Origin of the sequence: Streptacidiphilus sp. PB12-B1b (genome assembly GCF_014084125.1) — a bacterium.
Taxonomy (GTDB): domain Bacteria; phylum Actinomycetota; class Actinomycetes; order Streptomycetales; family Streptomycetaceae; genus Streptacidiphilus.
Genome location: NZ_CP048405.1, coordinates 1,376,868 through 1,396,005, shown reverse-complemented (window position 1 = coordinate 1,396,005; position 19,138 = coordinate 1,376,868). Strand labels below are relative to the sequence as shown.

The window sequence follows — 19,138 nt, the reverse complement described above, 5'->3', positions numbered from 1 at the left end:
GACGCACCCTGATTGCGGTGGCACGGGAATAGGCGCAGCGTGCCGCCCTGTTCCGTACCTGGCGGCCTGGCCTGACAATGGAATGCGGCCGACCCGGCGGGCGCACCGCCGGACAGCCAGGCCCGCCGCTCTCTCCCTGATGACACGCGACCCGCACGGAGGTGCCCCGATGTCCGACTCCCCCGCCGACCGCTTGCCGCAGCGGAGGCTCCGCCCCGCCCCGCTGCTCTTCGAGCCCGGCCTGGCGGAACCGGAGCAGGAGCACTTCTTCGACCTGGAGTCGATCGAGGACCCCCGCGAACTGCTGCGCCGCTCGACCGAGCTGACCCTGGCGTTCCGGGCCGCCGCCGAGCGGGCGAGCGACTTCCAGGCCATCGCCGCCGCCCAGCTGGCCGACCCCCGGCACTTCGACAGCCTCAGCTTCGAGGAGATCGCCGCCCGGGCGGACTGGACGCCGGACTACGCCGCCAAGATGGTGGAGCACGGCCGGGGCCTCCAGCGGCAGCAGCGGCTGGGCTGAGCCCGGGCCGAACGCCCGAGCCAGGGCACTCGGACCACGGCACCCGAGCCAGGCACTCGGGCTGGGCACCTGGCATATGCCGGGGAGGATACGCCGCACCCACCGGGCCTGTCCGGCGTTCCGCGTTTCCCGCCCCGTCCCTCCTCGACCGCGAGTAGCTGTAGAGGGGTGGACATGTGGACGCATCAGTCGATCGAGTACGTCACCGTCGCCGGCGAGGCGTGGCTGGCCTCCGCCAGCGAGTATCCGCGCAGCATGCGCGCCCTGTGGGAGTCCCAGCCCTGGGCCCCCACGGTGCTGCCCTGCGGGCGCACCTTCGATGCGGTGAACCTGCCCGGCCTGTTCGGCAGACGGGTGGTGGACGAGCTGTGGGAGTCCGGTCCCGGCTGCGGCCCGGTCGCCACCCACCGGGGCCGGATCCTGATCTTCACCGAGGTCGGCACCGCCGCCCGGCTGCGCTCCCTGCTGGTGTGGGAGGAGTGGGCGCGCGATGTGCCGCCGCTGCTCTGCCACGGCCAGGGGGACGCCATCACCGTGCCGCCGGTGCGGCGGATGGTGGACGCCCCGGAGGGCCCCAACCGGTGGATCGTCGCGCCGGACTCGCACGAGCCCTGGCTGCCGGGGGCGTCGGTCCTGCTCTGGGCCTGCGTCCGGGCGGCGCGCTGCCCGGTGGCCGAGGGGCCCGCCGACGGCGTCGGCGTCGGCGCCGATCCCGCGCCGCGGCCCACCCAGACCACCACCCCGCTGGCCTCGTCCCCGGGTCGGCTGCAGCTGCTGGACTCGGCCTCGCCCTGGGCCTGACCTGCCCGCCGTCCGGGGGGGCGAGGGCACCGGTCCGGCGTCCGGGGGCACCGATTCGGCAAGGAGGCCCCTCGTCATGTAATGTTTTCGACGTCAGCAAGCGCCGCTAGCTCAGTTGGTTAGAGCAGCTGACTCTTAATCAGCGGGTCCGGGGTTCGAGTCCCTGGCGGCGCACAGCAGATGGTTTGTACGATCTGGGCCTTCTCCTTTCGGGGAGAGGGCCCAGATCGTTTTCCGGGCCAGATCGTTTTCCGGGCCGGGGCTCAGCCGCGCAGCGGGGTTCCCGGCGCCTCGGTCAGCCCGGCCAGCAGCGCGGTGAACTGCTCCGACCAGCGCGTCACGGTCTCCGCGTCCAGGAGGTCGCTGGAGTACTCGAACGCCGCGTCCACCACCTCATCGTCGGGGGCGAAGACGAGGTACAGCTCGGTTCGGGCCGCGCCCGGGACCGGCAGCGGGCTCACCCGGGCGGTCAGGCCGGGCAGTACCGGACCGCTGCCCTCATTGGTGATCACAGTGAACATGACCGCGGGCGAGCACATCTCGCCGTAGGCCGGATCGACGAGCGCGAACGCCTCCGTGAGCGGCAGCGACTCCCGGTCCAGCGCGGTGAACAGCCGGGTGCCGGTGCGGCGGACCAGGTCAGGGAAGTCCGTCGCGGCGCCCGTGGAGATCCGGACCGGCACCGCCTCGCCCAGGTAGCCGATGATGCCCTCGTGCGCGGGCAGCGACCGCTTGGCGCTCGACAGGGCCAGGACCACCTCCTCCTGCCCGGCCAGCCCGGACAGCCACAGCCCGGCGGCAGCGGCCAGCACCACGGGCAGGGTGCTGCCCGTGGCCGCCGCCAGCGACCGCAGCCGACCGGTCAGTGCGGCGGGGAGGGTGAACCGGTGCAGGCCCCCGCGCCCCGACAGCCGGGGAGGCCTGGGCCGGTCGTAGGGAAGGGCCGGGGCCAGCGGAGCGTCCGCCAGCTCCGTCCGCCAGAAGCGCTCCAGCTCCGCCCTCCGGTCGCCGGTCAATTCCCGCTGCTCCCAGCGGGCGTAGTCCGTGGCCTGAGCCACCGGCGCCTGCGGGGGCGCCTCCTGCCCGGACAGCGCGGACGCGTAGCTCCGGGAGATCTCCTGCCACAGCAGTTCGAGTGACCAGCCGTCACCGACGATGTGGTGCATCACCAGGCACAGGGTCCAGTGCTCCTCGTCGATCCGGCCCAGCCGCAGCCGGAACAGCGGCGCCCGGTCGAGCGCGAAGGGCTCACCCGCCTGGGCCTCGCACCAGTCCTGGATCTGCGACGGGTCGGGGCCCAGCGGGGACACCGGCAGGGCTGCCTCGAAGGGGGCCAGGACCTCCTGGACCAGGCTGCCGTCCCGCTGGACGATCCGGGTGCGCAACGCCGAGTGCCGGGCGGCGACAGCCGTGAAGGCCGCCCGCAGCGCCTCGACGTCCAGCGCGCCGACGAGGTCGACCCGGACGCACATGTTGTGCACGGCCGGCATGCCGTGCGCCTGGTGCCTGCGCCACATCCGCCGCTGCGCCGAGGTGCACGGGGCGACGTCGACTGGCTGCCCGTCCGCCGTCGGCTCGGCCGTCGGCTCCTCGCCCGGGGGCACGGTCTCGGCCATGCCGCGGATGGTGGGCCGCAGGAAGAAGTCGGCCAGTGACATCTCGACGCCGAGCTCGCGCCGGACCTGGCCGAGCAGCCGGACCACCTTCAGCGAGTGCCCGCCGAGGGCGAAGAAGGACTGCGTGACATCCACCTCCGACCGCCCGAGCGACGCGCACCAGATCGCGTGCAGGGACGCCTCCAGCGGCGCCGCGGGCGCCGTGGCCGCACGGGGCTGCGCTGCCGGGGCCGGAAGCCTGCCCCGGTCCAGCTTGCCGCTGGGGTTCAACGGCAGCGCCTTCAACTGGACCCACTGCTGCGGCACCAGGTAGCCGGGCATGCGCGCGGCGGCCTGCCGGATCACCCGGTCGAGTGCCCCGCTGTCCGCCGGGTCGTCCAGGACCAGGTAGCCGACCAGCTGGGCCTCGCCGTCACCGTCCGGGCGGACCACCACGGCCGCGTCCCGGACGCCGTCCATCAGCGCCAGCGTCCGCTGCACCTCGCCCAGTTCGACCCGGTGCCCGCGGATCTTCACCTGGTCGTCGTTGCGGCCGCGGAACTCCAGGTTGCCGTCCGCCCGCCAGCGCGCCAGGTCGCCGGTGCGGTAGAGGCGCGACGCGGGGGCGTGCGGGTCGGCCGGGAACGCCTTCTCGGTCTCGGCCGGCCGTCCCCGGTAGCCGTCGGCGACGGACACCCCGGCGAGATGGATCTCGCCGACCGCCCCGACCGGGACCGGGCGGCCGTCGGCCCCGAGCAGACGGATCTCCACGCCGTCGATGGGCCTGCCGATCGGCGGCGCCAGGTCGTCGGAGCCGACCCGGTACGCGGTGGAGGCAACCGAACCCTCGGTCGGACCGTACATGTTGAAGAACGCGCAGTCCGGATGCGCGGCCAGGAACTCGCGCAGCGCCACGGAACTGCCGGTGGTCTCACCGGCCGAGACCAGGGTGCGCAGCGAGGGAAGCGAAGGCCCGCTCTCCATCAGGTACTTCAGCGGGGTGAACGGCATGAACAGCCGCTCCACCCGGTGCTGCCGGACCACCTCGGCCACGGCCCCGGGGTCGTAGCGCAGCTTGTCGTCGATCAGGACCAGCCGGGCGCCCGAGGCCAGGGTCGTGAAGATCTCCATGACGCTGCCGTCGAACGCCTGCGAGAACCACTGCAGCGTGTTCTGGGGCGGGTGCTGCCGCAGGTCCCAGCGCACCAGGTTGACCGGCCCCCGGTGCGGTACCGCCACCGGCTTGGGAAAGCCGGTCGATCCGGAGGTGTAGATGCAGTAGGCCAGGTCATCGGGGCCGACCGGCCCGGCGGACGGCGCCTCGTCCGGCTGCGGGGCGCCCGCGTGCGGGTCGTCCGCGTGCAGGTCGTCCATGTGCAGGACGGCGAGTCCGGCGGGCAGCGGGACGGTGTCCACCACGGCGCGAGCGGTCAGCAGCAGCGGCACCCCGCTGTCGGCCAGGATGAACTCCAGCCTGGCCGAGGGCGCGGACGGGTCCAGCGGCAGGTATCCGGCACCGGCCTTCAGCACGCCGAGCAGCGCGGTGATCAGCTCGGTCCCCCGGGGCAGGCAGACCGCGACCAGATCGCCCCGGCCGACACCCCGGGCCAGCAGCAGCCGAGCTGTCCGATCGGCCGCCGCGTTCAGCTGACTGTACGTCAACTCCGTTGTGCGATGCACGAGGGCCACCGCGTCCGGCGCCGACTCGGCTGCCCGGGAGATCAGTTCATGCAGGCACTCCGGGGCGTCCGCCTCCGGTTCGGGCTCGGCGGACCCTCCCTGCCAGCGGCTCAGCAGCTCACGATCGGACGCCGTCAGCGCGGTCAGTTCGGAGAGCCGGACATCGGGATCGGCCAGCGCCCGGTCCAGTACCTGCTCCGCATAGTCCAGCAGCCGAACGATCGTGGCCTCGTCGAACAGCCCCGCGTCGTACTCCACGACCCAGCGCACACCGTCCGCGTGGTGGGTGAGGTACAGGGTGACGTCCACCGGCGCCCGGCGGCTCGGCAGATCGACCAGAGCCACCCCGAGTCCGGGCGCGAAGGTGAGCCCGGTCGCGCTCTCGTACTCCACCGCGATCTGGAACAGCGGATTGCGTCCGGCCTCCCGATCGGGGTTGAGCTCGCGGACCAGCTCGTCGAACGGCACCAGCCGGTGCTCGTAGGCGTCCATGCTGGACGCGGTCAGACGGCGTACCAGCGCGCCGAAGCCGGGGTCTCCGGACAGGTCCATCCGTAGGGGCACGGTGTCCACGAACATGCCGACAGCCTGCTCGGAGCCCTCCGGACGGTGGGTGAGGCCGGTGCCGACCACCAGGTCGTCCTGGCCGCTCAGCCGCCGGAGCGCGACGCCGATGGCGCCGAGCAGCGTGCTGAAGGCAGTGGCCCGCTGGTCCCGGGCGAAGCGGACCAGCCGGGCGGCGGTCGCGGCCGGCATGTCGTGGGTGAGGCAGGCCCCCTGGACGGCCCCCGACGCCGGGCGGGGCCGGTCGGTCGGAAGCTCCAGTTCGGCTGCCCCCGCCAGACGCTCGCGCCAGTAGCGCAGGTCCGCGGCGTGCTGCTGCGGATCGACCGCTTCGAAGGCCGACCGGTCGGGCTCCGGAAGTACCGGAAGACCGGTCGGCAGTTCCGGCCAGGCACGGTAGAAGGCTGCCAGGTCCTGGGTGAGGATCAGGGTGGAGAGCGAGTCGAAGACGATGTGGTGCGCGGTCAGGAACAGCACATGGTGCTCATCGGCCAGGCGCACCAGGCGGGCCCGCAGCAGCGGGCCCTCGGCCAGGTCGAACGGCCTGCTGCCGACGGTGTCCACCAGCTCCCGCAGCGCCGCCTCCTCGGTGTCCGCGCTCCGGTCCAGGAGCGGGCAGTCGAGCCGGACCCGGTCGCGTACCAGCATGCGGGGCTCGCCGTCGGCCCCGCCGACCACGCTCCGCAGCGCCGGATGGCGGTCCACCACCCGTTGCAGCGAGGCGCGCAGCGCCTCCACGTCCAGCGGACCGGTCAGTCGGATCGCCTTGGGCTCGTTGTAACTGGTGCGGTCGGGGTGCAGCTGCTCCAGGAACCAGATCCGGCGCTGGGCCGGGGAGAGCGGTCGGCCCGTGACGGCGACCGGCTGGGGCCGGTGTTCCCCGCCGGGTGCGAAGCGGGAACGCAGGGCGTCCACGAGCGGCAGACCGGCCAGGACCCGGTCCGCGGGGACGCCGAAGTCCACGAAGCAGGCGATCTCGGCGACTCCCCCGCCAGCAGCCGCTCGACCACCGGCGCGCAGCTGTCCGGGGTGCCGATCAGGGCGCGGGACTCGCAGTAGCGCCGGTAGGCCTGCTCAAGGAGGAACTCGACGTCGTCGGCGGGGGTGTTGTCGAGGTCGATCTCCAGCCCGAGGCTGTTGGTCACCTGGTCGAACAGCGAGAGCGAGGAGCGCAGGTAGTCGCAGAACGGGGCGAAGGCCTCCTGCCGGGCCCGGTCGAGGTCCTCGCCCAGGTAGGTGTGCAGCAGGACCACCACCCGGCCCGCGTCCGGGTCCAGGCCGTGCTCAGCCCGGGTCCGGCGGTAGAGGGCGATATTGGCGAGCAGCTGGTCGACGCTCTGCGCCATCAGGTTGGTGACGACACCCAGGTCGTGCTCGGCGGCGAGGCGGTAGCTCTCCGGGTTGCCGACGACGGCCGCGAACATCGGCGGGGCCGCCTGCACCGGGGCCGGGTGCAGGCGTACGCCCACCTGCTCCCCGCTGCCCGAGGTGGCCCGGATCTCCGAGCCGGACCAGAGCTGCCGGACGGTCTCCAGCCGGCGGTACATCAGCTCGCGTTGGCTGCCGAAGTTCTCCGGGGCAAGGACGAAGTCGTTGGCGTGCCAGCCGCTGGCAAAGCACAGCCCGGCCCGGCCGTGCGACAGGTTGTCCACCACCGACCATTCCTCGGCGACCCGGATCGGGTTGTGCAGCGGCAGCACCACCGAACCGGCGTTCAGCCGGATCCTGCTCGTCCGGGTGGCGAGGGCGGCGGCCAGCACGGACGGGTTGGGGAACAGCGCGCCGAAGGAGTGGAAGTGCCGCTCCGGCAGCCAGAGGGCGTGGAAGCCCTGCTGGTCGGCGAAGTGGGCGGCCTCCATGATCAGGCCGTACTTGTCACCGGCGGCCTGATCGGGGTAGTCGCCGAAGAAGTACAGGCTGAAGTCGCACCCGCTGCCGGAGGGCGCGGGCGCGGGCGCGGCTGGAGCGGCGGCGCGGGGCGCGGGTGCGGGCGCGGGTGCGGCTGGCGCTGCGGCGCGGGGCGTGAGCGCGGGTGCGGCTGGAGCTGAGGCGAGGGAAGCGGGTGCGGGCGTGCCGCCGGTCGCGGTCCCGGCTGGGGGCAGCGGCTGGGCGGCGGGGGCAGCCGGGGCGACGGGCTGGGCAGCGGGGGCGGTGAGCTGGGTGACGGGGACGGCGAGGTCAGCAGCGAGGGCGGCAGGCTGGACGGCGGGGGCGGCAGGCCCGGCGGCGGGGGTGGCGAGGATGTCGAGCTGGCGCTGGAGCAGGCCGGTGACCTGCTCCACCATGCGCTCGGTCAGGACGAGTTGGCGCTCCAGCAGGGACGATGCGGCGGTCCCCGCGACCGTCCCGGGCGGAGGCCCTGCGGGCAGGGGCAGCACCGGCGCGGATCCCCCTGCGTCGGCCACGGCGGGCGCCGGAGACAGGTCGGCCGCAGGTGCATCCGACCGAGCAGCTGCCGTCCCGGCGGCAGAGCCGACGGCCGGGACGGTGACAGGGACGGTGGCGGAGAGGGCGGCAGGGCCCGCGGCCGGGACGGCAGTTGGGACGGGAACGGCAGCGGTCCCGAGGCGCTGGGCGAGTCTGCGGGGGGTGTCGGTGTCGCCGAAGAGGTCCCGCAGGGGGATCTGCGCGTCGAACTCCTTGCCCAGTTCGCGGGCGATCGCCATCAGCGCCAACGAGTCGGCGCCCTGGTCGAGGAAGGTGCGGTCGGGATCGAGGCCCTGGGCCCCGGTTCCGAGCCGGCGGGCGACCGACTCGACGACCCGGGACAGTACGTCCTCGCTGGGCACGGCTTCCTCCAGCGGCATGGCTTCCTCCAGTGGGTCGGTCCGGCCGAGGGGCCGATGCCTGCGGGGCAGCGGGGTGCTGCTGAACGGGTAGCCCGGCAGCGGCACCCGCCGGCCTTCCGCCGCGAGTCCGTGCCAGTCGATCTCGACGCCCTGCTCGTACAGTTCCGCGAGGGCCGGCAGCAGCGCGTACGCGTGCCCTCTGCGCAGGGTCGGGTGCCAGCTGCTGTCCGGCAGGGCCCGTCGGCCCAGGCTGCTGAGCGATCCGTCAGGCCCCAGCTCGACGTACCGGGCACAGCCGGTACGGTCCACCGCGCGCAGTGCCGCATCGAAGTCCACGGTGCTCCGGGCCTGCCGACGCAGGTAGCCGGGCGGCAGTTCCGCCCCCACCGGCAGCAGGGCTCCCTCGACGGCGGTCACCAGCGGAACGCGCAGCGGGCGGAGCCGGAGCCGGTCCAGGTACCGCTGGAACTCCTGGAGGGCCGGAACCATCGACTCCGAGTGGAACGCGCGCTCCACCGGGAGCCGCCGCCAGGGGACGTCCCGGCGTTCGAGCAGCTGCACGGCTGCGGCGACGGCCGCCTCACCGCCCGACAGCACATGGCGTTCAGGACCGTTCGCCGCTGCCAGGTCGAGACCGGTGTCCGCGGCGAGCCCCTCGGCGGTGCCCCGGTCCGCCACCACGGCGAGCATGCCGCCGGGTTCGGTGCGGGTCCACATCAACTCGCCTCTCCTGGCGGTGATCCACAGCCCGTCGTGCAGGGTGAGGGCCCCGGCTACGTAGAGAGCCGCGTACTCGCCCAAGCTGTGCCCGAGCACGACGCCCGGCGAGACGCCGAGCGAGCGCCAGGCCTCGACCTGTGCGGCCTGGAGCGCGAAGAGTGCGGGCTGCGCGGTGCCGTCCGACCGGACCGGGGCCGCATCAGGGTCGCCGGGAGCGCCGGAGTCGCCGGGGTCGCCGTGGAGCAGCAGGTCGAGCAGGGAGCCGCCGACGTCCTGCCGGTACTGCTGTTCGCAGTCGTCCAGGACCCGGCGCGCGACCGGGGACTGCGCGTACAGCCGGGCGGCCGCCCCCGACAGGATGCTCCCCTGGCCCGCGAACGCGAAGGCCAGGGACGGCTGTGCACGGGCGGGCCCGACCGTGGGGCGGTCGCGCAGGGCGGCTGCCAGTTCGCGCGGGTCGCGTCCGACGACCGCACGCCGGTAGGGCAGATGCGGTCGGCCCAGGCCCAGGGCGGCGACCAGATCGGTGGTGTCCGCCGTGGCCGCGCTGTCGAGGTGGTCGGCGAGCCGCTCGGCGAGCCGGTCCAGGGCGGTCGGGTCCGCCGCCGAGACCGGGAGCACCACAGCGGCCCGGCGGTCCGGCCTGCCCGGTACGGCGGGCGGCTCCTCCAGCACCACATGGGCGTTGGTGCCGCCGACGCCCAGCGCGCTCACCCCGGCGCGGCGCGGGCCGCTGCCGGACGGCCACGGGCGCAGCGCGGTCGGGATGAAGAACCGGCCCCCGGCCAGGTCGAGTTCCGGGTTGTGCCGGTCGAGGTTGATCGTGGGCACCAGCTCGGCGTGTTGGAGCATCAGGACGGCCTTGATCAGCCCGGCCATGCCCGCGCAGGTGTCCAGGTGGCCGATGTTGGCCTTGACCGAGCCGACCGCGCAGCGCTCCTCGGGGCCCCGGTCGGCGCCGAGCGCCTGCGCCAGCGCCTGCAGTTCGACCGGGTCGCCGAGCGGGGTGCCGGTGCCGTGCGCCTCGACGTAGGAGATGGTCGCCGGTGCCGCGCCGGCCCGGTGCAGTGCCTGCCGCACCACGTCGACCTGCCCGGCCACGCTGGGCGCGGTGAAGCCGACCTTGCTCCGCCCGTCGTTGTTGACGGCGGTCCCGAGGATGACCGCGTGCACGGTGTCGCCGTCGGCGAGCGCCCGGTCGTACCGCTTGAGCAGGACGGCGGCGACCCCGTTGCCGCCGACGGTGCCGTCCGCGGCGGCGTCGAAGGGGCGGCAGCGGCCGGTGGCCGACAGGATCGAACCGGGCGAGTGCCGATAGCCCTGCTCCTGCGGCGTGCGGACGGCGGCCGCTCCGGCCAGGGCCATGTCGGCGTCGCCGTCGAGCAGGGCCTGGACCGCCAGGTGCACGGCCACCAGCGAGGTCGAGCAGGCGGTCTGCACCCCTATCGCCGGGCCGGTCAGTCCGAGCCGGTAGGCGACCCGGGAGGCGAGGAAGTCCTGCTGGACGCCGATCGCGGCCTCGAGCGCGGACTGCGGATCGGCGCCCGGCCCGGAGGCGTGGTCCCCGGCCCGGTCCTGGTGGCCGTAGAGCTGCATGCCCGATCCGGCGAAGACCCCCGTCCGGCCCTGCTGTCCCCGGCCCGCATAGCCGGCGTGCTCCAGCGCGTGGTAGCAGCACTGGAGGAACAACCGGTGGGCTGGGTCGGTGAGTTCGGCCTCGCTGGGGCTCATGCCGAAGAACCCGGCGTCGAAGCCGTCCACGTCGTCGAGGGCGCCTGCCACCGGCCGGTGGTCGGGGTGGTCGGCCAGCTCGCGCGGTATGCCGGCGCGATCCAGCTGGTCGGGGGTGAAGACGGACACGCTGTCGGCACCGGCCCGCAGATTCGCCCAGTACTGGTCGAGGTCGGCGGCGCCGGGGAACCGTCCGGCCATGCCGATGACGGCGATCCTGCGGTCGTCGCCGGATCCGCCGGGCCCGGTCGGGCGGGCCTGCCGGGGCGCCGGACCGGTGTCCTGCGACCGGCTCGTCGACAGGTCGGCCTGACGGGCGGCCAGGAACGCGGTCAGGGCGTCGACGGTGGGGTGTTCGAAGAGAGCCGTGGTCGGGATCGGCAGGCCCGACCGCTGCTCCAGCAGAGCGCGCAGCCGGACCAGGGTGATCGAGGTCAGGCCCAGTTCGTAGAACGGGGACGCGCCGTCCACCTCCCGGCCCAGGATCTCGGCGGCGGCCTCCCGGACCATCCGCCCCAGGTCGAGCGGGTCGGTGCCGCCCTGCGAGGCCGGAGCGGCACTGCCCTGCGCAGCCGGAGCGGCACCGCCTTGCGCGGCCGGGGCGTCGAACTCCCCGGCCAGCAGCCGTTCGCGGAGTTCGCCGCGCCGGACCTTGCCGCTGGCCGTGATCGGGAACCGCTCGGTCGGCACGGCCACGACCCTGGCCGCCACCAGCCGCAGCCGGGTGAACAGCGCCGCCCTGACCTCCCGTCCGATCCGCTCCGGCTCGGCCGGATCGCCCGGCCGGGCCGCGAACAGGAGGACGAGGTCCTCGCTCCCGGTCGCGGGGTTGGGGACGCCGCAGGCGCCCACCGCGCCGGCGGTCACCCCGGCGACCGTCGCGGCGGCCGCCTCGATCTCCTGGCAGTAGTGGTTCTGGCCGTTGAGGATGATGACGTCCTTGGCCCGGCCGGTGATCACCAGCTCCCCGCCCGCCAGGTATCCGAGGTCCCCGGTCTCCAGCCAGTCCCCGTCGGCGAAGGCGGCGGCGGTGGCCCGCGCGTCGTTGGCGTAGCCGGCGGTGACCCGGGCGGAGCGCACCTGCAGTCGGCCGATCCGCCGCTCCGGGAGCAGCGTGCCCGCGCCGTCCACGATCCGCAGGGCGGCGCCGGGCTCGGGGGGCCCGACCGACACGAAGGTCAGCACCTCCGGGCCGTCGGCGCTGTCGTCCGCGAACACCAACTCGCCGCCCAGGCTGGACCGCAGGACCCGGTGGACGCCGGCGCCATCGGCGGGGCGGCGCCCGTAGGCGATGCCGGTCGTGGTCTCGGCCATGCCCCAGGCCGGTACGAAGGAGTCGCCGGGGACGCCGTGGGCGGCGGTGGCGGCGAGGAACTCGGCCACCGACGACGGCAGGATCTGCTCCCCGCCGGAGAGCAGGATCCGGATCGGCGTGAGGTCCCAGTGCCTGCCGGGGTTCCGGGCCAGGGCCTGGGAGACGAGCCGGTAGCCGAACATCGGCGCCCAGGTGTGGGTGGTCCGGTGCTCGGCGAGCAGGTCCAGCCAGCGCAGCGGCTCGCCCAGGACGAGTTCGGTCGGCGCGTGCACATTGGTGCAGCCGACGAAGACCTCCAGCAGGTGGTGCAGCAGGAAGGCGCCGCTGTGGTCGACCGGCAGCCAGTTGAGCGTGGAGTCGCCGGGGTCCAGGCCCAGCGTGCGGCGCGCGCCGTGGGCGAACTCGGCGAGCGCCCGATGGGTGAGCTGCGCCGCCTTGGGCGCTCCGGTGCTGCCCGAGGAGAGCATGAGCAGGGCGATGTCGTCCTCGGCGGGCCGGTGGTGGTCGCTGGCGGGCGCGTGCCCGGCCAGGGCCGCGACGTCCACGGTCCTGGGCTCGTCGGGGCCGAACCGCCCGGCCTGGCGGCGCACCGCGGCGGCGCCCGGGGCGTCGGTGACGATCAACGGCCGGTCCAGCAGCCGCCAGCTGTGGACCAGGCGTTCCAGCACCGGGCCGCCGGCACCGCCCTCGCAAGCGCCGGCGATGGCCGCGGGGCGCAGGCCGCCCAGCAGGCAGGCCCAGAACGCCGGGAAGAAGTCCGGCAGTTGCAGCCCCTGGAGCACGATGTGATCCCCCGGGGCGGCGCCCTGCGCCCGCAGCCCGGACAGCAGGCGGCGGGCCCGTTCCAGCAGCTCGGGGTAGGTGAGGGTGCTCGGCTGGCCGTCCGCGGAGACGGTCACCACCCCGGCGTCCGGCGCGCGGACGGCGGTGGTCAGCAGCGCGGTGACGGCGTCGGCCGGATCGTCGCCGGTCAGGTGGATCTCCGCGCCTTGGCTCAGGGCCAGGGGCGGCGGCACGGGCAGCGGCATAGACAGGGGGGTGGCTGCTGGCAGCACGGGACTTCCTCGGTGTCTCAGGCGGTGTGGTCGAGCCCGGTCCGGGGCGTGGGCGGACACGACGGTGACCGGTCGGTGCGCAAGAAATTCGAGGAGAGGTCGGCGGTATTCTCCCGGCCCATTTCCGTCAGCCATGAATGGGCGCACCAGGGCCCTGCGAATGAACGGCCGTCGCTCAACTATTTCGCCGCCGCCCGGGGAAGTCCAGCAATTCCCGGGGCGGCGTCGCGTCATGGCGAGGAACGGTCAGCGGTGCCGCTGCGTCCACATGGTGAGACGCGAGGGCGGTCGGGGCAGGCACCGCGGCCTCACCCCACCGCCCGGGTGCGGCCGGAATACGCCGCAGCTCAGGGCAGTTGACGCCGGTGGAGCAAGCCGTCCGCGCGGGCGGCAGCAGGCCCGCGTGCCGGGAAATCGGCCGCCGTCCGGCGGGGATTGGTTGCGCTTGACCACCGCACCCAAGTATGTAAAAGTCCCGACCATTGCTTGCGCGTCCGATTCGTACGAAGGACCGCCCGCCCCGCGCACCGGTACGGAATCCAACGGGCAGGATCAGCGCTGGGGGAGGAGATTCGAGTGAAGAACGAAGAGCCCGAGGACAGGATCGACAACTTGGCCCGGCTGCTGTACTGGACGGCGGGCGGGCGAACGGACTGGGATGCGGCCACGCTCGGCCCGGAGGTGGGGGCCGAGCCGGTGCAGGTGGAGCAGGCGGTTGCCCGGCTCGCCGATCTCGGGCTGCTCACCCCCACCCCGACGGTGCCCTCGGGCTACACCTGCACCCGCCCCGAGGAGGCGCTGACCCGGCTGCTCGCGTCCGAGGAGCAGATCCTGGCGGAGGGCCGGCGCCGCCTGGCCAGTACCCGGGACCGGGTCAGGACGCTGATGCGGAGCTTCCCGATGGAGGGGCAGCTGGCCGGCGGGGCGCACATCGAGCTGCTGCCCTCCGGCGCCGAGGTCAACGCCTTCATCCAGGAGCGGGTGGGCGGAATCCAGCAGCGACAGCTGGTGATGCACCCGGGCGGGGCCCCGCCGCAGGAGCTGATCGACGAGATGATCATGCGGGACATCGAGGTGATCTCCCGGGGCGTGCAGATCAAGGCCCTGTACCCCAGGCACATCGCCTCGATCGGCTATGTCCGCGACTACCTGGCCGAGGCCACCCACCAGGGCGCCGACGTCCGGCTGGCGTCCTACCTGCCGATCCGGATGATCCTGCTGGACGAGAACCTGGCGGTGCTGCCGATCGCCCCCGAGGACACCTCGAAGGGCGCCTTCGCCATCCGCAGCGCCGAGGTCGTGCGCTCGCTGGAGGCCATCTTCGACTTCCACTGGCACGGCGCCTCGATGGCGGACGAGGTGCTGCACGAGGCCGAGCACGCCGGGCTGCTCTCGTTGACCGCCCAGGAGCTGGCGATCGTCAGGATGCTCGCCATGGGCGCGAAGGACGACGCGATCGCCCGTCAGCTCAGCGTCTCCCCGAGGACGCTGAGCCGGGCCATCGCCACCCTGCAGAACCGGTTGGGCGTGCAGAGCCGCTTCCAGGCCGCGGTGCACCTCACCCGGGCCGGGCTGCTGGACGACCCGGCCGGGCCCCCGCTGTCCCCGGTGCTCAGCGCCGAGGCAGGGCGCACTGCGCCGTACCGCCGGGCAGCCGGTGCCGGTTGAGCGCCACCAGCCGGTAGACGCCGGCGGCCAGCAGGCCGATCGGCGGCAGCAGGCTCGCCGCCGCCGCGAAGGCCACCGGCGCCGGGCCGGTGCGGAGCAGCAGCCGGGCCACCGCCTGCGCGCCGCCGTACACCTGACGGGTGGGCGTGACCCAGAGCACCTCGTGCTCGGCCCGGTCCACCGTGGCCCGGTGGCCGGTGAACTCGGCGATGGCGGGCATGTCGGCGAACTGGAACGGCGTCGCCTGCCAGCCCTCGGTGCCCAGGCGGCGCTCGGCGAACCGGACGCTGCTGGAGCAGAAGGCGCAGTCCCCGTCGTACAGCAGCACAGGGTTCTGGGGCACGGTGGGCATCTCCTCGGATGGGGCCCGGTGCGCCCGCCGCCGGGACGGCGGACGCACCGGGAGGGCCGGACGGTCAGGCGCGCAGGTGCACGCCTTCGGTGCCGAAGCGCTCGGTCACGGCCTGGACCAGCTGGTCCAGCACCTGGTTGGTGTCCTCCGCCGGACGGGGCGGCTCGCTGTCGAAACGCAGCAGGTAGGTGACGGACCGCCGGCCGGGGTCGGCCCGGTCCGGCAGGAAGACGTCGTCGACCTCGACCGAGCGCAGCCACTCCGGGGCGGCCTCGCGCAGCGTCTCGGCCACCTGGTCGTTGGAGACCGTGCGGGGGGTGACGAAGTCGAGCATCCGCTCGACCGCCGGGTCCTCCTTGAACCGCTCGCCGACCGCCCGCTCCGTCCGCACCGACCAGGCCTCCAGGTCGAGTTCCAGGTAGACCGGGCGCTTGCCGCCGAGCCCGGCCCGGTGCCGCACGTCGGGGTGCACCTCGCCGCAGACGCCCGCGGGGGCCCCGTCCACCAGCAGTTCGGCGCTGCGGTGCGGGTGCAGGAAGTCGGCCAGGGGGTGGCTCTCCGGGAGCCGCCGCACGGTCAGCCGGACGCCGCAGGCGAGTGCGATCTCCTCGGCCGCACCGCGCAGGAAGAAGAAGTCCGCGGTGCCGGACTTGCCGGACCACAGCCCCTCCTGGAGCTCCCCGGAGACGATCGCCCAGAGCACCGGGCGCTCGTGACAGAAGCCGTTGGCGGCCTCCGTCGAGGGCTCGAACACCCGGGTCACCTCGAACAGCCGGATCCACTCCTGCTTGAAGCGCAGGTTGGCGCCGACCGCGACGACCGCCTGGGCCAGGCAGTTGTTCTTGAGCATCGAGTACCGGCGGTCCTCGGCGTTGGCGATGCCGACGTGTGCCGCCAGCGGGTGACCGTCGGACGGCGAGAGGACCTTCAGGGTGTCCTTGGCGTAGAAGCCGTCGGTGAAGGTCTCGTAGAAGCCGAGGCCGACCAGGGTGTCGCCGATCGTCCCGACCAGCTCCTCGTGCGGGGTCGGGGCGGCGCCGAGGCCGGCCGGCAGCGGCTGGGCCGGGAGCTGGTCGAAGCCGATGTGCCTGGCCAGCTCCTCGTACAGGTCCTCGGTCTCCTTGACGTCCCAGATGCGGGTGCCGGGGACCTCGAACCGGCCCTCGCCGACGGCCCGGAAGCCGTACGCGGCCAGCCGCTCGGCCACCTCGTCGGCGTCCAGCGCGGCGCCGAGGAAGGTCGAGGCCCGCTCCGCGTCCACGGTCAGCACCGGCAGCGAACCCGCCCAGCGGCGCGGCTCGCTGGTCGTGCCGGTCCGCACGGCGGCCCCGGCCCCCTCCAGCAGGGCCAGCGCCCGGCCGGCCCCGGCGTGCACCGCGGTCGGGTCGGCGCCGCGCTCGAAGCGCTGGGACACCGGGTTGGACAGCCCCAGCGCCGTGGCCGCGAGCCGGACCGGGACCGGCTCGAACGCAGCCGACTCCAGCAGCACCCGGCGGGTACCGGCGGTCACCCGGGCGAGTTCGCCGCCGACCACCCCGGCCACCGCGATGATCTTCTCCTGGTCGGCCACCACCAGCGTGCCCTCCGGCAGCGCCCGGGCGGTCTCGGCGCCGATCGCCCGGAAGCTCTCGTCGGCCCGGCTCTCCCGGACCTCGACCGCCCCGACCACCCGGTCGGCGTCGAACACCTGGACCGGCTGGCCGAGTTCGAGACCGGCCGCCTCCGCCGCGTCCAGCACGCTCAGACCGGTGTGCAGGTCGGCGGTGACCAGCCGCTCGACGGTGTCGGCGGGCAGCTCGGCCGCCCCGTCCAGCACCTCCAGCGCGGTCAGGGTGTAGGCCAGGCAGCGGTCCGAGGACACCGAGACCGCGGGGCCGTCGGCGCCGACCACGATCGGGGCGACGGCGACGGTGGCGAGCGGAAGGCCGAGCCGGGCCGACAGCTCCAGGGCGACCCCGGCGTAGCTGCGGTGGTCCCCCCGGTTGGCCAGGAACTCCAGGCTCACCGCGGTCAGCGGACCGTCCGCGGTGATGCTCTTGACCTCCAGGCCGGACTCGTCCAGGGCGTTGCGGAACACGGTGGCGTCGCCGGGGAGTCCGGGGAGGAAGGTCCGCAGACCTGCGATCGTCATTTTCATTGCTGGCCTCGGTGAAGGTAGTTCAGCAGGCGCTGGTCGGATCCGTAGAGCGGCCTGACCTTGGAGACGCCCAGCCACTGCGCGGTCATCCGGGTGGTGCCCCAGCCGAACGCGATACCGGTGATCCCGTCCCGGTCGTAGCCGAACTCGCGCAGCACCGCCGGGTGGATCATGCCGGCCCCGATGATGGTCACCCAGCCGATGTGGTGGCAGGCCTCGCAGCCGGCGCCGCCGCAGTTGGTGCAGGCGATGTCGAGCCCGAGCGAGGGCTCGGTGTACGGGTAGTACTTGGGCTTGAAGCGGAACCTGACGTCCTCGCCGTAGAGCGAGGTGGCGACGAAGGCGAGCAGACTCTTCAGGTGGCCGACGCTCAGGCCCGGCTCCAGCCAGAAGCCCTCCAGCTGGTGGAACATCGCCAGGTGGGTGGCGTCCACCGCCTCGTTGCGGTACACCCGCCCGGCCGCCGCGATCTTGATCGGCAGCTCCCTGCCCTGGCCGAGGACGCGCGCCTGGACGGTGGTGGTGTGCGAGCGCAACAGCTTCTCGGGGCCCAGCCAGAAGGTGTCCTGCATGTCCCGGGCAGGGTGGTGCTTCGGGATGTTGAGGGCGTCGAAGTTGTGGTAGGCGTCCTCGACCTCAGGGCCCTCGGCGTGCTCGAACCCGAGCTGCCGCAGGACGGCCAGGCAGCGCTGCACGACCTCGGTGAGCGGGTGCCAGGAGCCGGTTCGCGGCGCCTGGCCGGGCAGCGTGACATCGAGCCACTCCGCCTCCAACTGCTTGGCGGTCTCCGCCTTGCGGGCCGCATCGACCCGGGCGTCGATCTCGCGCTGCATGTGCTGCGAGAGTTCGTTCAGCCGGACTGCCTGCTCCCGGCGCTCCTCCTCCGGCAGGTCGGCCAGGCGACGGAATCCCTCCTTGATGACGCTGCGGCGGCCGAGGAATGAGGTTCGCACCGCCTCAAGCTCGACTCGTTGGGACGCCCCGGACAACTCGTCCAGGAAGGATCGTCGCAAGCTCTCGATGTCTGTCAACTCACCCACTCCATAACTTGATCTGCAGTCCGTCGGCGCCGAGGGCCCGTTCCACCGCCCCGGACGGGACACCACGGGCTCAGTCCGCTTCGGGCTGCACGGCCTTCGGGGCGCACCAGCCGGCTCAACGTCGTCAGGTCTTCCAGGCCCCCAGGAGCATCGCCAGGCCACGACCGGCAGCCAGACTGCAATAGCGAAGCTTACCAACAGCGTTGATCGCCGCGGCCATCTCGCCGAGCAGCAGCTCGTGCGCGGCGGGCAGCGAGGTCAGCTCCGTGGTGCTGCGACCGGCGGGCCCCTCGACGTGCAGCCAGCCGTCCTCCAGCCGCAGCCGGTGCCCGCCGTCCAGCAGGTCGAGCCGCTCGACCTGGGCCGTGGCCCGGGAGGTGACCGCCCAGGCCAGCCGGGCCCCCTGGGCGAAGTCGACCAGCCCGACGTCCGCGCCGGAGCCCGGGCCCAGGCTGCACAACACCTGCGGCTCGCCCAGCAGTTGGCAGACCAGATCCAGGTAGGGGGCGACCGCCCGGAGCGCGGCCTGGGCCGGGGCGCCGTCGGCCAGCGCCCCCCAGCGGCCCCAGCGGTGCGCCTCCACCTGGCGGAATCCGGAGACCGCCAGTACACCGCAGGTCAGCGGCCCCCAGCTGTGGCCCTGGGCGGCCGCACCGAGCAGGGCCCGGTGCGGCGCCAGCAGGCCGATCGGCCGGTCGCTCGCGCGCTCCGCCGTCAGCAGGCCGTCCAACTCCTCGACCGTGAGCGGGAAAGGATCGGCCAGCAGCACCGCCTTGCCCGAATCGGCCAGTTGGCGCACCTTCCGCAGGCGTTCCGGGCCGGTCTCGTCGAGCACCACCAGATCGACCTCCGGCGCGGCCAGCAGCTGCCGCCAGCCCCGGCCGACGCCGCCCCCGAGGTCGAGCACGGCCGACAGTTCCAGGGCCGCGCTGCGCCTGAGCACGGCCGCCGTACCGGACAGGGTCAGCCCGACGCCGGCGACCACGGCGGAGGGCACCGCCGCTGGGGGGACTAGGGACAGCACAGGGACACCACTCCAGAGGGCGGACGAACGAGCAGCGGCGTGCTTTCCGGTTCAATTCGGCTGCGCGGCCAGCCTGGCATTCGTGGCCGAACGGAATCCAGTACAGAACGCGGCGGGGTCCCGCCGTGGCGACTTCTCGCACCGCTC

General features: G+C 73.8%; 9 protein-coding genes and 1 tRNA gene. 4 read left to right on the top strand and 6 right to left on the bottom strand.

The window, feature by feature from the left end:
• Positions 1–169: 169 nt before the first annotated feature.
• The 3 genes from GXW83_RS06355 to GXW83_RS06345 all read left to right on the top strand — a co-directional run bounded on the left by GXW83_RS06355 (position 170) and on the right by GXW83_RS06345 (position 1,495).
• Entirely contained in the window at positions 170–520 is a 351-nt protein-coding gene (locus GXW83_RS06355; RefSeq protein WP_182441905.1) for a hypothetical protein, read from the top strand.
• A gap of 174 nt (positions 521–694) precedes the next feature.
• Positions 695–1,321, top strand: coding sequence for a bifunctional DNA primase/polymerase (locus GXW83_RS06350; protein ID WP_182441904.1), 627 nt, complete (start codon positions 695–697; stop codon positions 1,319–1,321).
• Positions 1,322–1,421: 100 nt separating this feature from the next.
• Positions 1,422–1,495, top strand: a tRNA-Lys gene (locus GXW83_RS06345).
• A gap of 89 nt (positions 1,496–1,584) precedes the next feature.
• On the opposite strand, the gene GXW83_RS06340 is transcribed toward GXW83_RS06345, so the two are convergent.
• Positions 1,585–5,961 (bottom strand): amino acid adenylation domain-containing protein, encoded by a 4,377-nt coding sequence (locus GXW83_RS06340; RefSeq protein ID WP_255431350.1) that lies wholly within the window; start codon positions 5,959–5,961, stop codon positions 1,585–1,587.
• Positions 5,913–12,731, bottom strand: coding sequence for a type I polyketide synthase (locus tag GXW83_RS33840; RefSeq protein ID WP_225446796.1), 6,819 nt, complete (start codon positions 12,729–12,731; stop codon positions 5,913–5,915). Before GXW83_RS33840 ends, GXW83_RS06340 begins: the two co-directional genes overlap by 49 nt.
• A gap of 615 nt (positions 12,732–13,346) precedes the next feature.
• On the opposite strand from GXW83_RS33840, the gene GXW83_RS06310 reads away from it, so the two are divergent.
• Positions 13,347–14,438 (top strand): helix-turn-helix transcriptional regulator, encoded by a 1,092-nt coding sequence (locus GXW83_RS06310; RefSeq protein WP_182441902.1) that lies wholly within the window; start codon positions 13,347–13,349, stop codon positions 14,436–14,438.
• Here the strand turns inward: GXW83_RS06310 and GXW83_RS06305 are convergent.
• The 4 genes from GXW83_RS06305 to GXW83_RS06290 all read right to left on the bottom strand — a co-directional run bounded on the left by GXW83_RS06305 (position 14,383) and on the right by GXW83_RS06290 (position 18,991).
• Positions 14,383–14,790, bottom strand: a complete 408-nt coding sequence (locus tag GXW83_RS06305; RefSeq protein ID WP_370466576.1) for a thiol-disulfide oxidoreductase DCC family protein — start codon at positions 14,788–14,790, stop codon at positions 14,383–14,385. The two genes, GXW83_RS06310 and GXW83_RS06305, sit on opposite strands and share 56 nt — an antisense overlap.
• A 64-nt stretch (positions 14,791–14,854) precedes the next feature.
• The gene (locus tag GXW83_RS06300; protein ID WP_182441900.1) at positions 14,855–16,921 is read right to left on the bottom strand and encodes a phenylalanine--tRNA ligase beta subunit-related protein; all 2,067 of its coding nucleotides are present in this window, start codon (positions 16,919–16,921) and stop codon (positions 14,855–14,857) included.
• Between the two features lie 2 nt (positions 16,922–16,923).
• On the bottom strand, positions 16,924–17,880 hold the full coding sequence (gene pheS, locus GXW83_RS06295; RefSeq protein ID WP_225446795.1) for a phenylalanine--tRNA ligase subunit alpha: 957 nt from the start codon (positions 17,878–17,880) through the stop codon (positions 16,924–16,926).
• A gap of 211 nt (positions 17,881–18,091) precedes the next feature.
• Positions 18,092–18,991, bottom strand: a complete 900-nt coding sequence (locus GXW83_RS06290; RefSeq protein ID WP_182441898.1) for a hypothetical protein — start codon at positions 18,989–18,991, stop codon at positions 18,092–18,094.
• Between the last annotated feature and the right edge of the window lie 147 nt (positions 18,992–19,138).